The following is a 14,741-nucleotide window of genomic DNA, read 5'->3' on the forward strand; positions in this document are numbered from 1 at the left end:
CCCCGGCGATGCGCGAAGCGCAGCGCAAACCCTCATCCGGGGCCTGTGGTCCTAGGTCACGCCCCGACGTTTACATAAAAACAGCCCCGCCGATCCCGGCAGGGCTGCATCTCGGATCAGGATGTCTGCGCTTGCTCAGAGCTGCGACATGACCTCGTCGGAAGCTTCAAAGTTGGTGGTGACGCGCTGCACGTCATCATCATCTTCCAGCGCATCCACCAGCCGCATCAGCTTTTGCATGTTCCGCCTCCAGCGCGGTGGCGACCTCGTTCAGCTCGGTGTCGGCACAATAGCTGGAGTGGCCCTCCTCAGAGCTTTCCACATCCTCGGCGCCGGCCTCGATCGCTGCCATCATCACCGTATCCGCATCACCCACGGACGCCGGATAGGTCACCTCGCCCTTGCGTTCGAACATAAACCCGACAGACCCCGTCTCGCCCAGGTTGCCGCCGTTCTTGGAGAAGGTCGAGCGCACGTTGGAGGCGGTGCGGTTCTTGTTGTCGGTCATGGTTTCCACGATCACCGCCACGCCATTGGGGCCATAGCCCTCGTAGCGGATCTCGTCATAGTTTTCGGCATCACCGCCGGTGGCCTTCTTGATGGCGCGGTCGATCACGTCCTTGGGCACAGAGTTCGACTTGGCTTCCTTCACCGCGAGACGCAGGCGCGGGTTCTTCTCGGGATCGGGGTCGCCCATCTTGGCGGCGACGGTGATCTCCTTGGAGAGTTTGGAGAAGAGTTTGGACCGCGCAGCATCCTGGCGACCTTTGCGGTGCTGGATGTTCGCCCATTTTGAATGGCCTGCCATGGTGCATCCTTGATTTATTGAATTCAGAAACTGGCGCTCATATAGCCCCGCAAGACCCAGGCTTTCAAGCGCTCATGCCCGGTGCAGGCGGTTTGCTCGGGCCTGCGGCAGGGATTTTGCGAGGCTCTGCCTCGCGCTCCGAGGTATTTGGGGCAAGGTGAAATCGCTGTGGCGCGCGATTTCCCGGTTGCGGGGGCGGTCAGTTTTATGGGAGCCATGGCGCCAGAACCTGCCGAGGGATCCCGATGACGCTGGACCAAAGCCTGTTGTTTGCGCTGTTTGGCGCCGTATTTGCCCTGCTGCTCTGGGGGCGCTTTCGCTACGATCTGGTGGCCTTTGGCGCGCTGATGGTCGCCGTGGTCTTGGGGGTGGTGCAGACCAAGGACGCGTTTTCCGGCTTCGGCCATCCGGCGACGCTGGTGGTGGCGCTGGTGTTGATTGTCTCTGCCGGGCTGGTGAAATCCGGCGCGGTGCATCTGATCACCCGCACGCTGGTGGATCAAAGCCGCGCGCTGGGGCTGCATATCGCCCTGATGGGCAGCGTCGGCGCGGTGCTCTCGGCCTTTATGAACAATGTGGCCGCGCTGGCGCTGCTGATGCCGGTGGATATCCAGACCGCGCGCAAGGCCGGGCGCGCGCCGGGCAAGAGCCTGATGCCCCTGTCCTTTGCCACCATTCTGGGCGGCATGGTGACGCTGATCGGCACGCCGCCCAATATCATCATTGCCAGCATTCGCCATGACACGCTGGGCGAACCCTTTCGGATGTTTGACTTCGCCCCTGTCGGGCTGGTCGCGGCGGCGGCGGGGCTTGCCTTTGTGGCGCTTTTCGGCTGGCGGCTGATCCCGGATCGCAGCGGGGCGGCCGGGGCCAGTGACCGTCAGCTGGCGCCCTATATTGCCGAGCTGACCGTGCCGGAGGGCTCGGAGCTGCTTGGACAGCGTCTGGGCAGTCTGGAGAGCGAGGCGGAAAAGGCGGATGTGGCGATCCTCGGCCTGATCCGCGGCGGCAAACGGCGCTACGGGCGGGCCTCGGGGGCGCTGTTGCAGGCGGGCGATACCATTGTGCTGGAGGCCACGCCCGAAGCGCTGGATGAATTTCGCGCAGCGCTGCATCTCGATTTTTCCGACGCCGCGCGCGAAGAGAAGCTGAAGGCCGCAGGTGACGGGCTGGAGCTTGTCGAGGTCGTGGTCACCGATTCCGCTCGCATTGCGGGGCGCAGTGCGCAGGGCGTCGGGCTGGCCTGGCGGCAAAGCGCGGTGCTGCTGGGCATCGCGCGCCAGGGCCAGCGCATGCAGCGACACATCCGCCAGACCGAAGTGGTGCCGGGCGATATCCTCTTGCTGCTGTGCCCGCGGGATCGCGGCAATGAGGTGGCCGATTGGCTGGGCTGCCTGCCGCTGGCGGCGCGCGGGCTTTCGGTCACCGCCAATGACAAGACCTGGTGGGCGATTGGCCTGTTTGCCGCTGCCGTGCTGGCGGCCTCGGTCGGGTTACTATACCTGCCGGTGGCGCTGGGGCTGGTGGCGGTGGGCTATGTGCTCCTGAAGATCCTGCCGGTCACCGAGCTCTACGACCATGTGGAATGGCCAGTGGTGGTGCTTCTGGGCTCGATGATCCCGCTGGGACAGGCGTTGGAGCAATCAGGCGGCACCGAGCTTCTGGCGCATGCGCTGGTGGGGCTGACGCAGGGGTTGCCCGCCTGGGCGATCCTGACGGTGTTGATGGTGGTGACGATGACGCTGTCGGATGTGTTGAACAACACCGCCACCGCAATTGTTGCGGCGCCGGTCGGGATTTCCATGGCCAAGGCGCTGGATGTCTCTGCCGATCCGTTCTTGATGGCGGTGGCGGTGGCGGCCTCGGCGGCCTTCCTGACCCCCATCGGCCATAAGAACAACACGCTGGTGCTGGGCCCCGGGGGCTATCGCTTTGGCGATTACTGGCGGATGGGGCTACCGCTGGAGATCCTGGTGGTTGCGGTGTCGGTGCCGGCAATCCTGCTGTTCTGGCCCTTGTGAGGCCAGAACAAACGCGTCAGCCCTTGGTGTCGACCAGCGCCTCGCCGCCCTCGTCCTGGTGGTGATAGCGCAGCAGCGATGTGCCCTGCGCGTCCAGAAGGATCAACGCCTGCGGTTCCAGCTCAAAGCTGCGCACCTTTGCCAGGAGCGACAGCACTGTCTCCTCCTGCGCTGCCAGCCCTTCCGGGCAGGCCATCATGGTGCCGGCCAGCTTGTCGGGAAAGCGGATATGGTCGCCCTCGATCCGGGCGGTGCCGTGAAAGCGGTTGCAGCCAGCGCTGGTGGTAAAATCGCCATCCTCGCTGAACCGCAGATCCGATGTTTCACGCCCCTCAAGCGGCGGCGCGCCGTTGATATCGGCAAGGGTCCACTCGGTTCCGCTGAGCGGTACGGTCAAGGGTTCGGTGGCACGGGTCTGCACGCCGATAACAATGGCGGAGGCGGCGACCATGATCGCGGCGATAAAACTTCTACGGGTTGTCAACATGGGTCCTGTCCCAGCCTGATGCTGCACTTCAGATCTTTAGGTGGGCATCATAGGGATGAACAACAAGTCAACGCACCGCAGCAAGTCGCCCAATGGGCGAAAACACGCGCATGTGGGCGGCGAGGTCTGCGGCGCTAAAGCGGCCAGAAATAGGGGATCACCGCCGAGGCCAGCAGCCCCATGCTCAGATTCAGCGGGATTCCCACGCGCAGGAAATCCGAGAACTTGTAGCCGCCCGGCCCGTAGACAAGCATATTGGTCTGATAGCCGATCGGCGTCGCAAAGGAGGCCGAAGCCGCAATCATCACCGCCACCACCAGCGGTCTGGGGTCCAGCCCCATCGCCTGCGCCAGCCCGACCGCGATGGGGGTCACCACCACCGCAACCGCGTTGTTCGAGACCAGCTCGGTCAGCACCGAGGTCAGCAGATAGACAGCCCAGATCAGCAAGAAGGGTGGCAGGTCCATCAGATACGGCGCGAACACATCGACGATCATCTGCACCGCGCCGGAACTTTGCAGCGCCGCGCCGATCGCCAGCATCGAGAAAATCAGCGCCAGCAGCCGCCCATCAACGAAGGAGAACGCCTCATCCGCGTCGATACAGCGGGTGGCCAGAACCACCGCCACCGCCACGATCGACAGCAGGAAGATCGGCGCCAGCCCGAAGGCCGCGCCAATCACGATGCCGATCATGGCGATCATGGCCACCGGCGCGTGGCTGCGGCGATAGGCGCGCTGCGCCGGTTGCGAGACCTCGGCCATATCCATGTCGATCGCCAGCCGCTGGATGTCCTCCGGCGCACCCTCCAGGAGCAGCGTATCGCCGACCCGCACCACCAGATCATCCAGCTGCACGCCGATGTTCTGATTGCGCCGATGCACCGCCAGCACATAAACACCGTAGCGCCGCCGCAGACGCATGGCACCGAGGCTGCGGCCCACCATGCGGCAGCCCGGGGTGATCAGCACCTCGACGGTTTTGGTCTCCACTGCCGAGACCTGATCGACGCGCTTCAGCTCCTTGTTGCTTTGCAGGCTCAGAAGCTCTGTCATCTTGGTGCGCAACACCACCCGGTCGCCGACCTGGAGCATAACCCCTTGCAGGTTGCGCCGCAGCGATTGGTCGCCCCGGATCACGTCGATCAGCCGCACGCCCTGGCGCTTGAACAGCTGCACGCCGGTGACCTCGCGGCCGATGAGGTTGCTCTCCGGCGGGATCACCGCTTCGGTAAAGAACTTCATGGTGGAGCGATCCGACAACAGCGAGGCCATATTGTCGCGCTCCGGCAGCAGGCGCGGCGCGATGAAGCGCAGGTAGATGATGCCCCAGACCACCAGGATCGCGCCCAGCGGCGTGACCTCGAAGATGGTGAAGGGGCGCAGCCCCTGCGCGCGGGCGACCCCATCCACAAGCAGGTTGGTGGAGGTGCCGATCAGGGTCAGCGTGCCGCCGAGGATCGCCGCATAAGACAGCGGAATCAGCATCTTGGAGGCAGATGTGTTCATCGTGCGAGAGATCTGGATGAACACCGGGATCATCACCACCACCACCGGCGTATTGGACACAAAGGCCGAGGCCACCACCACAAATCCGATCAGCAGCGCGATCGCCAGCTTCGGGCTGACCTCCGCCTTCTTGCGGGCCAGCGCCGTAAAGGCATTAAGCGCGCCAGTGCGCACCAGCGCGCCCATGATCAGGAACATGGCGGCAATCGTCCAGGGGGCCGGATTGGCCAGCACCGGCAGCGCCTCCTGATAGGGCAGCACCCCGGTGATCAGCATCGCCGCGACGCCGCAAATCGCGACCACCTCGGTCGGATAGCTTTCACGCAGGAAGGCCACGAACATGGCCAGCACGATCAACAGCGCAACGATAGCCCCTGTGGTGTCACCCGTCTGAAAGAGAAACATGCCGATCCAATATGCCACGGTTGCGCGCGCCTCTTGTTGGGCGGCGCTTCAGCCGACGCACAGTTTCCCCGATCTGTCGCGCCGCAGCAAGCATTTAGGCTGGGGACCTGTTGAAATGAATCAAAGCAATGCGACCGGTGGCGCTCCCGCCCGGCCCAACGGGAGGATGGCTTTTGTCAAAAAGCAGGACGACGGGCGGGAGCACCCCCCTCCTGCGTCAGATCTACGAGGCAGCGACCGGGCCGCATTGTTGCAGCCGCCCGCCCTGTCGCACCATCTCCACCCGCTTGGCGACACCGGTGCGGTCATCGGTCTCGATATAGACGCCGGAGAGGGTCGCCTCTCCCGTGGCCGGGGTATAGCGCCCCTTTGCCATGCCGGTCAGGAAGCGGCGCATCGGTTCGGCCTTGTCCATGCCAATGACCGAGTTGTAATCGCCGCACATGCCCGCATCCGACAGATAGGCGGTGCCGCCCTCCAGGATCTGCGCATCGCCCGTTGGCACATGGGTATGGGTGCCCACCACCAGCGAGGCCTTGCCATTGCAGAAATGCCCCATGGCCATCTTCTCGGAGGTGGCCTCGCAATGCATATCGACAATGATCGCCTGCGCCAGCCCGCCGCGCGGGTGCGATTTCAGCACCGCCTCGACTGCGCCGAAGGGATCATCAAACGGGCGTTTCATAAAGACCTGGCCCAGCGCTTGCAGCACCAGCACCTTTTGCCCGCCGCGCGCCGTAAACAGCCGATGGCCCCGCCCCGGCGCGCCCTTGGCAAAGTTCAGCGGCCGCACCAGTCGGCTGTCCTGCTCGATATATTGCAGCATGTCCTTTTGATCAAAGGCATGATCGCCCAGCGTGACGCAATCGGCGCCCGCCTCAAACAGGATCTTGGCGTGATCGCCGGACAGCCCCATGCCGTTGGAGGCGTTTTCGCCATTCACCACGACAAAATCCAGCCGCCAGTCTTCACGCAGACGCGGCAGGGTCTCGGATATCGCCGCACGTCCCGCGCGGCCCATCACATCACCTAGAAACAGAATTCGCATGCCGCCCCGAATAGGCCCTGTCGTGTCGCGCCACAAGGGAGAATAACCGCGCCTGCCACAAGCCACAGCCAGCCCGGCCATTTTCCCCGCATGTCCGCAGCGCCAGAATGCCGCCGCCTCAGCGCTTCAGATCCAGCACCCGGCTCTCGGTGACGATCATATCGAGCGGCTGGTCGGTGGGCTCCAGCGGCAGCTCTTCGGCCTCTTGCGCGTCAAAGGCAAAGCCGATGGCCAGGGTGGCGCGACGGCTGCGCAGCCGTTCCAGCGTGCGGTCATAAAAGCCGCCGCCATAGCCCAGCCGCCCGCCGCGTGCATCAAAGCCCACCAGCGGCACAATGAGGATTTCGGGATCGAAATAATCGTCCACCTCGGGCACTTTGGCGCCAAAGGGGCCCTCGCGCAGGGCACCACCCGGCTGCCAGCGACTGAACTCCAGCGGCAGGCCCGCGCCCTGAATGACCGGCACGCCAACGGGGCCATGGGCTGCCGCCTCGGCCATCACTGCCACCGGGTCGATTTCGGTGCGGATCGGCATATAGCCGGCCAGCGGCACGCCGCGATAGCCGGCGAGCACCTCGGCCAGATGGCCCGCCGCGCCCGGAGCCTGCGTGTCAAACGCCTGCTTGCGGCGCGCAAAGGCCGCCTTGCGGGCGGCTGCCTTGATCTCTGCCAGGTCTGTTTCTGCCTTCGCCATGCCGCGTATCCTCTTGCTCCTGCGTCACAATGTCAGAGCAATATCGCCCCGGCCAGCCCCAGAAAGGCGAAGAACCCCACCACATCCGTCACCGTCGTCACAAAGGCCCCCGAGGCCAGCGCCGGGTCCACTCCGATACGGTCGAGAATAACCGGGATCACGGTTCCGGCGAGCCCGGCGACGACCAGGTTGATCACCATTGCGGCACCGATCACCACGCCCAGCATCGGTGTGCCGAACCAGACCACGCCGATCACCCCCATGGCGACAGCAAAGATCGCGCCATTGATCAGCCCCACCAGCACCTCGCGCCGGATCACCCGCCAGACGTTGGAGCCGGTGAGGTCGCGGGTTGCCAGCGCCCGCACCGCCACCGTCAGCGATTGCGTCCCCGCATTGCCGCCCATCGAGGCGACAATCGGCATCAAGACCGCCAGCGCCACAAACTGCGCAATGGTGGCTTCGAACTGGGCAATCACCAGCGAGGCAAAGATCGCGGTCACCAGGTTGACCGCCAGCCAGGGAAAGCGCTGTTTGGTCGTCTCTGTCACATTGTCCGAGAGGCTGCCCTCGCCGACCCCGGCAAGGCGCAGGATGTCTTCTTCGTGTTCCTCGTCCAGCACGATCATGGCGTCGTCGATGGTGATCACCCCGACCAGCCGCCCGTCCTCGTCCACCACCGGCGAGGAAATCAGGTGGTACTGGTTGAAGGCATAGGCGACATCTTCCTCGTCCTGCCCGGCGGGAATGATCTGGAAGGTCTCTTCCATGATCTCCATCAGCGGCCTTGTGCGGCGCGCGCTCATCAGCCGGCCCAGCGTGACCTGACCGATGGGATGCAGGCGCGGATCCACCACCACGATGTGATAGAATTGCTCCGGCAGCTCCTCGGCCTCGCGCATGTGGTCGATGGCCTGGCCGACCGTCCAATGTTCCGGCGCGGTCACCACCTCGCGCTGCATCAAGCGGCCGGCGGAGCTTTCGGGATAGGCCAGCGATTGTTCCACCGCGGCGCGGTCGCTGTCTTCCAGGGCGCCCAGGATGGCCTCTTGCTGGGGCTCTTCGAGGTCTTCCAGCAGGTCAACCACATCGTCGCTGTCCAGCTCCCGCACCGCATCGGCCAGAACCTGCGGGTTCAGGGCGGCGATGACCTCCTCGCGGATGGATTCATCCAGTTCCGACAGGATGTCGCCGTCGAACTCGCGCCCATAGAGGCGAATCAGCCGGCCCCGGTCAAACGCGTTAACCTGTTCCAGAAGGTCGGCGATATCCGCCGGGTGCAGCGGCTCCATCAGCGCGACCAGCGTGTCGCGCTCATCGCGCTCCAGCGCAAAGAGAATCTGCGCAACCAGCTTTCGATCAAGCTCGTAAGCGTCGGGGGCGTCGTCAGAGGCCGCGGCTTCGATCTCGGGGGTGTTTTCGCCTGTGGTCATCCGCAGCCCTCCGGTTTTTCTGAACTTATATGTGTAAAAGAAGCCGACAGGGGAAAACAACGCCCCGACAGCAATTTACCCTCGCGCTCCTGACGCCTATCCTGTGCCCGCATGATTTGACAACAGGTGCGACGCTTTAATGGAACAAGATCTCATACTCACCGGCCGGGTGCTGTCTTTTGCAGCCTCGCCCTTTGCCGTTTCCTCGCCCGAGGCCGCGGTGGAGCAGCATGAGGCCCTGGGGCTGCGGGGCGGCAAGATCATCGCGCTTGGCAGCAAGGCGGCGCTGGTGAAGGCGCTGCCCGGCGCGCAGATCGTCGATCATGGCGAGCGGGTGATTCTGCCCGGCTTTGTCGATTCGCATGTGCATTATCCGCAGACCGCGATGATCGCGAGCTGGGGTAAGCGGCTGATTGACTGGCTCAACACCTATACCTTCCCCGAGGAAATGCGCTTTGGCGATGCTGCCTATGCGGCCAGGATCGCGGCGCGCTATCTGGATCTGACCACCGCCTGTGGCACCACCACCGTGGCGAGCTATTGCACCATCCACCCCGAGAGCGCCGAGGCGCTGTTCACCGAGGCACAGGCGCGCGGGCAGCGGCTGGTGGCAGGCAAGACCTGCATGGACCGCAACGCCCCCGAGGGGCTGCGCGACAGCGCCCAAAGCGCCTATGACGACAGCGCCGCGCTGATTGCCCGCTGGCATGGGGTGGATCGGCTGTCCTATGCGATCACGCCGCGGTTTTCGCCCACCTCCACACCGGAACAGCTGGAGGCCCTGGGCGCGCTTTGGGCCGCCAACCCCGATTGCCTGATGCAGACCCACCTGAGCGAACAGCTGGACGAGATCGAATGGGTGCGCGGCCTCTTTCCCGAGGCGCGGGATTATCTGGATACCTACGAGCGCTATGGGCTGCTGGGCAAAGGCGCGGTGTTTGGCCATGCCATCCACCTGGAGCAACGCGAGAAGGATCGCCTGCGCGAGGTCGGCGCGAGCCTGATCCATTGCCCGACCTCCAACACATTTATCGGCTCTGGCCTCTTTGACATGGGGGGGCTGATGGCGGCAGGGCACCGGATCGGGCTGGCCACGGATACCGGCGGCGGGTCGAGTTTTTCGATGCTGCGCACCATGGCGGCAGCCTATGAGGTGTCGCAGCTGCGCGGCCTGCCACTGCATGCAACGCAGCTGTTGTGGCTGGCCACCCAGGGCTCTGCCGCTGCGCTGCGGCTGGAAGATAAGATCGGCAATCTGGCGGTCGGAATGGAGGCGGATCTGGTGGTGCTGGATCTGGCCTCGACACCCGCCATCGCCCAGCGCGCCGCCGAGGCGCGTGATCTTTGGGATGCGGTGTTTCCCACCCTGATGATGGGCGACGACCGCGCCATCGCCGAGGTGCGCATCGCGGGTCGCAAGGTTGTGTGAGGGGGCGCTGCCCCCTCGGCGCCGGGGCGCCTCTCCCCCGGGATATTTGGGAAAAAGATGAAGGCATCACTCTTGATTGACCCATCAATCTGAGATCGAGCATTTTGGACAGATACATGAAATTTCTTGCGATTTCGGGCAGTGCGCGCATGGCCTCGACCAATACGGCGCTGTTGCGCGCGGTGGCGCAGATGGCGCCGCAGGGCATGCAGATCGAGGTGTTTGACGGGCTGGCGCGGCTGCCGGTGTTTTCGCCGGATCTGGAGGCCGCGCCGCTGCCACAGATGGTGCAGGGGTTTGCCGATCAGATCGCGCAAAGCGACGGGCTGATCATCGCCAGCCCAGAGTATGTGCGCGCGATTCCCGGCGGGTTGAAAAACGCCATCGACTGGCTGGTGTCGCGCCCAGAGATTATCGGCAAGCCGGTCGCGCTGATCCATGGCTCGCACCGGGGCGACGACATGCTGGCGCAACTGCGGCTGGTGCTGTCGACGGTGAGCGAGCGCTTTGCGCCCGAGCCGTTCCTGCGCTTTGACGTGCTCAAGCACAGCCCCGAGGAGATCGCCGCGCTGTTGCAACAGCCCGAGGCCCGCCAGAAGGTTGAGCGGTTCCTGAGTGAGTTCGCCGGGCGTTGCCGCGCCGGGCTGGTCTGAGGCGGCTCAGTCGCCGTTTGCCAGGGCGCGGGTCATGTCACCATGCCGCCGGATCAGCGCGGGCAGGTCCAATGTGGTGAGCCTGCCGTCCTGGACCAGATGCCGCCCCTCGACAAAGAGATCGCGCACCTGTCTGGGGCCAGCAAGCACCAGCGCCGCCGGGTCCCAACTGCCGCTGGAGGCCAGCCCGGAGACATCCCAAATCGCGATATCGGCGCGCTTGCCCACCGCGAGGCGGCCGCAATCTGGGCGGCCCAGCACATCGGCGCCGCCGCGGGTGGCAATCTCCAGCGCCTCATAGGCGGACATCGCATCGGCGCCCAGGCTGACCCGCTGCAACAGCATGGCCTGACGGGCCTCATCCCAGAGATTGGCCATGTCGTTGCTGGCGGAGCCATCAACCCCGAGCCCCACCTTGACCCCGGCGTCCCGCATCTGGCGCAGGGGTGCGATGCCACTGCCGAGGCGGCAGTTGGAACAGGGGCAATGGGCGACGCCCGTGCGGGTTTTGGCAAAGAGGTCAATCTCTTGCGCGTCAAGCTTCACGCAATGGGCATGCCAGACGTCATCGCCGGTCCAGCCGAGATCTTCGGCATATTGCCCGGGGCGGCAGCCAAACTGCGCCTCGCTATAGGCGATATCCTCGTCGTTTTCGGCCAGATGGGTATGCAGCATCACCCCCTTGTCGCGCGCCAGAAGAGCAGTGTCGCGCATCAACTCCCGGCTCACGGAAAAGGGCGAACAGGGCGCGAGGCCCACCCGGCACATGGCGCCCTCGCCCGCGTCGTGGAAGCGATCCACCACCCGGATCATATCGTCGAGAATGGCGGGCTCGGATTCGACCAGACTGTCAGGCGGCAGCCCGCCCGCGCTTTCGCCGATGCTCATGGCGCCACGGGTGGGATGAAACCGCAGGCCGATCTCTGCCGCCGCATGGATGGTGTCCTCCAGCCGCGCGCCATTGGGATAGAGATAGAGGTGATCGGAACTGAGGCTGCACCCCGAGAGCGCCAGCTCGGCCAGCCCCAGCTGGGTGGAGACATGCAGATGCTCCGGCCCCATGCGCGCCCAGATCGGATAGAGCCGTTGCAGCCAGCCAAACAGCAGCGCGTCCTGCCCGCCTGGCACCGCGCGGGTGAGGTTCTGATAGAGGTGGTGATGCGTGTTCACGAGGCCCGGCGTCACCACGGTGCCGCTTGCATCCATCACCTCTTCGCCGCTGTGCGGATCAGCGCGCAGACCGGGGCCGATCTCGGTGATCACGCCATCGCGCAGACGGATATCCGCAGCGCGCAGGATCTGGCGGCTCTGGTCCATTGTCAGGATGACATCGGCGTTTTTGATCAGGGTGGATGGCATGGGTCACGCTCCGGCTGTCTGCCCGTTTTCGCGTTGGAGGTGAAATCGTGTCGACAGAAGACGGGAATAAGGACTCGACACGCCAGAAGGTTTACCGCCGCACGCAGGGCTGGGCAAGCGCGCAGCCCCGATAGCAGTTTCAAGGAAACGCTAAAGATCCGGCGCGTTGCGCGCGGCTTGCTGCAACTGAGCCAGCGCAGCAGCGTGGATCGTCGGGTTGGCGGCGGCCAGGGCGCGCCCGCCGTTGTGGGCTGGCCCGCCCTCCCAATTGGTCACGACACCGCCTGCAGCCTCGATCACGGCGATGGGGGCCTGGATGTCATAGGCGTTCAGCCCCGCCTCGATCACCAGATCCACGGTGCCGGCGGCAAGCAGCGCATAGGCGTAACAATCCATGCCGTAGCGGGTGAGCTTCACCTGCCGGGCGACCTGATCAAAGCCCGCGCGATCCGCTTCGGTGCCGACCTCTGGGAAGGTGGTGAAGAGGATTGCCTCGGCCAGATCGGTGGTCTTGCGGGTAACCAGAGGGTGGGTGCCCTGCGGGCCGACCACCTGCGCGTGGCCCGAAGCCCCCTCGAACCGCTCGCCGATATAGGGCTGATCGACCACGCCAAGGATCGGGCCGCTGTCATCCGACAGGGCAATCAGCACGCCCCATGTCGGCGTGCCGCTGATAAAGCCGCGGGTGCCGTCGATCGGGTCCAGCACCCAGGTGCGGCCACTGCTGCCCGCCTTGGCGCCGAATTCCTCGCCCAGGATGCCGTCCTGCGGTCTCAGCTCCGCCAGGAGCTTGCGCATGGCCTCCTCGGCGGCGCGATCCGCGATTGTCACCGGATCAAACCCCTCGGTCAGCTTGTTGTCCGCCTCGGTCGCGGCGTTGCGAAAATGGGGCAGAATAACATCACGCGCGGCATCAGCGAGACGGCGCGCCACGTCAAGATCGGAGAGTGTCATCAAAGGAGATCCCGGAACAGCGTCAGTTTGGCGTGATATAGCGGGTGCCACGCAAGGACCGGCCATTCAAGGAAAAAGGCACCGACCAAGTATCGTTCGAGCCCGATCCATACCCGGTGGCGGTCGCGGCAACAGGCCACGCATGTCGTTACGCAAAAACGCAAAACGCCCGACCATAGGGACGGGCGATGCTTGGATCTGACCCTGGTCGTGGTGGCGCCGTATCGTATCAGTGGCCCCAGGGTCAGATCATTCAGAGTGGTCGTCTCAGGCGACGTCGCTCAACACGCGGGCCAGCTCAAACAGCCGACGGCGCTGGTTTTCTGGAATCGCGTAATAGGAGCGCACCAGATCCAGGGCCTCTTTGTCGCCCATCAGATCGGCGGGAACGCGGGCCTTGTCAGAGGCGATCTTGTCGCCCTCTTCCAGCCCTTCGAAGAAGAAGCTGACATTGACCTCCAGCGCGTCGGCGATATCCCAGAGACGGGAGGCGCTGACGCGGTTGGCGCCGGTTTCGTATTTTTGGATTTGCTGGAATTTAATTCCAACTTTTTCCGCCAGCTGCTGCTGCGTCATACCAATCAGCCAACGCCGATGACGGATGCGTTTGCCAACATGGATATCGACGGGATGTGCCATTTTTGTTATCTCCCAATTCAGGCATTCAGACGCCTACTGCTAAACCAAGCGACCACCAAAATTCTGGCAGGTCGCTCCGATGGCGCAGATGCAGTCATCGGAGGCGGGTGTATCAGTACCGTTTTTCGTAATGTTGAAAGTGTACGACCTTCTTGGTTGAATTCAAGTAAACTCACACCCCCTAGGCGAGCCTATCACGCAAACATATGATTTCACGCATCAAAAATTTCCATGAAACTGGGTATCGTGCGAATTTTTCCGCACCTCACTATATCTAGGGAGGGTCCCTCTGGCCGGGTGGCCGGGACGCGCGCGCCGAATCACATCTTGACGAACAGAACGAAGGAAAATGCGATGCTATCCTTTTGTATAGGGACTGACACACCTAAAGGATATATAAAAAAGGCTGAATGCCCGCGCCCCACCGCGTCTCAGATCCTGGTCGAGATACACGCCTGTGGGTTGAACTTTGCCGATCTCCTGATGATTGACGGGCGCTATCAGGACACCCCTGCGCTGCCGTTTACCCCCGGTTTGGAATGCGCAGGACGGGTGATTGAGGTCGGCTCTCAGATTTCAAATTTCAACATCGGTGATCGCGTTGCAATCTATGGTGGCAAAGATGGGCTGGCGGAGTTTGGCGCCTTTGATGCCGCGCGCGCGGTGCAGATTCCGGATGCGGTCAGCTATGAGGCGGCGGCGGCTTCGCTGATCGCCTATGGCACCGGGCTGCTGGCGCTGGACACATTGGCGCAGCTGCGCAGCGGCGAGACCCTGCTGGTCACGGGCGCGGCGGGCGGCGTGGGGCTGACGGCGGTGGAACTGGGCAAGCTCTTGGGCGCCCGCGTCATCGCCCAGGCCCGCAGCGCCGAAAAGCTAGCGATCGCACAGGCCGCCGGCGCCGATCATCTGATCGCCGGCGATGAGGATCTGCGGGCAAAGGTGAAGGAACTGGGCGGCGCCGATGTCGTCTATGAGACCATTGGCGGCGAGACCTGGACCGCCGCCTTTCGTGCCACCAATCCCGGCGGGCGGCTGCTGCCGATTGGCTTTGCCAGTGGCGAGGTGCCGCAGATCCCGGCCAATCACCTGCTGGTCAAGAACCTGACGGTGATCGGCCTTTATATCGGTGGGCTGATCCAGCAACGACCGGAGCTGGGGCAAAAGACATTTGCCAAGGTGATGCGCTGGCTGGCGGAGGGGCGGATCACGCCGCACATCAGCCACATGCTACCGCTGAGCGAGACCCATCAGGGGCTGGATCTGCTGCGCAATCGCATCGCAACTGGCAAGGTGATCATGC

12 protein-coding genes and 1 pseudogene are annotated in these 14,741 nt (G+C 64.0%); 4 read left to right on the forward strand and 9 right to left on the reverse strand.

From position 1 onward, the window contains the following. Window positions 1–135: 135 nt before the first annotated feature. Window positions 136–808 (reverse strand): annotated as a pseudogene (locus HCZ87_RS15525) (YebC/PmpR family DNA-binding transcriptional regulator). Window positions 809–1,053: 245 nt separating this feature from the next. On the opposite strand from HCZ87_RS15525, the gene HCZ87_RS15530 reads away from it, so the two are divergent. Continuing rightward, window positions 1,054–2,829, forward strand: a complete 1,776-nt coding sequence (locus HCZ87_RS15530; protein ID WP_167645110.1) for an SLC13 family permease — start codon at window positions 1,054–1,056, stop codon at window positions 2,827–2,829. 16 nt (window positions 2,830–2,845) lie between these two features. On the opposite strand, the gene HCZ87_RS15535 is transcribed toward HCZ87_RS15530, so the two are convergent. The 5 genes from HCZ87_RS15535 to mgtE all read right to left on the reverse strand — a co-directional run bounded on the left by HCZ87_RS15535 (window position 2,846) and on the right by mgtE (window position 8,404). Next, a complete protein-coding gene (locus HCZ87_RS15535) occupies window positions 2,846–3,316 on the reverse strand; it encodes an META domain-containing protein (RefSeq protein ID WP_167645112.1) in 471 nt (156 codons plus the stop codon). Between the two features lie 134 nt (window positions 3,317–3,450). Further along, a complete protein-coding gene (locus HCZ87_RS15540) occupies window positions 3,451–5,229 on the reverse strand; it encodes an SLC13 family permease (RefSeq protein ID WP_167645130.1) in 1,779 nt (592 codons plus the stop codon). Window positions 5,230–5,452: 223 nt separating this feature from the next. Then, window positions 5,453–6,277 (reverse strand): TIGR00282 family metallophosphoesterase, encoded by an 825-nt coding sequence (locus tag HCZ87_RS15545; protein WP_167645114.1) that lies wholly within the window; start codon window positions 6,275–6,277, stop codon window positions 5,453–5,455. 118 nt (window positions 6,278–6,395) lie between these two features. Further along, the gene (locus tag HCZ87_RS15550; protein ID WP_167645116.1) at window positions 6,396–6,971 is read right to left on the reverse strand and encodes a 5-formyltetrahydrofolate cyclo-ligase; all 576 of its coding nucleotides are present in this window, start codon (window positions 6,969–6,971) and stop codon (window positions 6,396–6,398) included. Window positions 6,972–7,003: 32 nt separating this feature from the next. Beyond that, window positions 7,004–8,404: a magnesium transporter gene (mgtE, locus tag HCZ87_RS15555; RefSeq protein WP_175582284.1), complete on the reverse strand. Its 1,401-nt coding sequence runs from the start codon at window positions 8,402–8,404 to the stop codon at window positions 7,004–7,006. Between the two features lie 139 nt (window positions 8,405–8,543). Here mgtE and guaD point away from each other — a divergent pair, with 139 nt between their 5' ends. Together guaD and HCZ87_RS15565 are read left to right on the forward strand one after the other, a co-directional pair. Continuing rightward, entirely contained in the window at window positions 8,544–9,833 is a 1,290-nt protein-coding gene (guaD, locus tag HCZ87_RS15560; RefSeq protein WP_167645118.1) for a guanine deaminase, read from the forward strand. Between the two features lie 116 nt (window positions 9,834–9,949). Beyond that, a complete protein-coding gene (locus tag HCZ87_RS15565) occupies window positions 9,950–10,486 on the forward strand; it encodes an NADPH-dependent FMN reductase (RefSeq protein ID WP_167645120.1) in 537 nt (178 codons plus the stop codon). Between the two features lie 6 nt (window positions 10,487–10,492). Here HCZ87_RS15565 and HCZ87_RS15570 read toward each other — a convergent pair whose 3' ends face one another. The 3 genes from HCZ87_RS15570 to HCZ87_RS15580 form a co-directional block, all read right to left on the reverse strand. Beyond that, window positions 10,493–11,845: an 8-oxoguanine deaminase gene (locus HCZ87_RS15570; RefSeq protein WP_167645122.1), complete on the reverse strand. Its 1,353-nt coding sequence runs from the start codon at window positions 11,843–11,845 to the stop codon at window positions 10,493–10,495. Between the two features lie 150 nt (window positions 11,846–11,995). Further along, window positions 11,996–12,799, reverse strand: coding sequence for a histidinol-phosphatase (gene hisN, locus HCZ87_RS15575; protein WP_167645124.1), 804 nt, complete (start codon window positions 12,797–12,799; stop codon window positions 11,996–11,998). A 267-nt stretch (window positions 12,800–13,066) separates the two neighbouring features. Next, on the reverse strand, window positions 13,067–13,438 hold the full coding sequence (locus tag HCZ87_RS15580; protein ID WP_167645126.1) for a helix-turn-helix domain-containing protein: 372 nt from the start codon (window positions 13,436–13,438) through the stop codon (window positions 13,067–13,069). 354 nt (window positions 13,439–13,792) lie between these two features. Between HCZ87_RS15580 and HCZ87_RS15585 the strand changes: the two genes are divergently transcribed. Further along, on the forward strand, window positions 13,793–14,741 hold a 949-nt coding region (locus tag HCZ87_RS15585; RefSeq protein ID WP_167645128.1), incomplete at its 3' end, for an NADPH:quinone oxidoreductase family protein.

This window comes from Phaeobacter sp. HF9A (genome assembly GCF_011806385.1).
Lineage (GTDB): Bacteria > Pseudomonadota > Alphaproteobacteria > Rhodobacterales > Rhodobacteraceae > Epibacterium.

Excerpts from the sequence above, each read along its gene's own strand:
- HCZ87_RS15530 (WP_167645110.1), top strand. The coding sequence starts at position 1,054 with ATGACGCTGGACCAAAGCCTGTTGTTTGCGCTGTTTGGCGCCGTATTT.
- HCZ87_RS15535 (WP_167645112.1), bottom strand. The coding sequence starts at position 3,316 with ATGTTGACAACCCGTAGAAGTTTTATCGCCGCGATCATGGTCGCCGCC.
- HCZ87_RS15540 (WP_167645130.1), bottom strand. The coding sequence starts at position 5,229 with ATGTTTCTCTTTCAGACGGGTGACACCACAGGGGCTATCGTTGCGCTG.
- HCZ87_RS15545 (WP_167645114.1), bottom strand. The coding sequence starts at position 6,277 with ATGCGAATTCTGTTTCTAGGTGATGTGATGGGCCGCGCGGGACGTGCG.
- HCZ87_RS15550 (WP_167645116.1), bottom strand. The coding sequence starts at position 6,971 with ATGGCGAAGGCAGAAACAGACCTGGCAGAGATCAAGGCAGCCGCCCGC.
- mgtE (WP_175582284.1), bottom strand. The coding sequence starts at position 8,404 with ATGACCACAGGCGAAAACACCCCCGAGATCGAAGCCGCGGCCTCTGAC.
- guaD (WP_167645118.1), top strand. The coding sequence starts at position 8,544 with ATGGAACAAGATCTCATACTCACCGGCCGGGTGCTGTCTTTTGCAGCC.
- HCZ87_RS15565 (WP_167645120.1), top strand. The coding sequence starts at position 9,950 with ATGAAATTTCTTGCGATTTCGGGCAGTGCGCGCATGGCCTCGACCAAT.
- HCZ87_RS15570 (WP_167645122.1), bottom strand. The coding sequence starts at position 11,845 with ATGCCATCCACCCTGATCAAAAACGCCGATGTCATCCTGACAATGGAC.
- hisN (WP_167645124.1), bottom strand. The coding sequence starts at position 12,799 with ATGACACTCTCCGATCTTGACGTGGCGCGCCGTCTCGCTGATGCCGCG.
- HCZ87_RS15580 (WP_167645126.1), bottom strand. The coding sequence starts at position 13,438 with ATGGCACATCCCGTCGATATCCATGTTGGCAAACGCATCCGTCATCGG.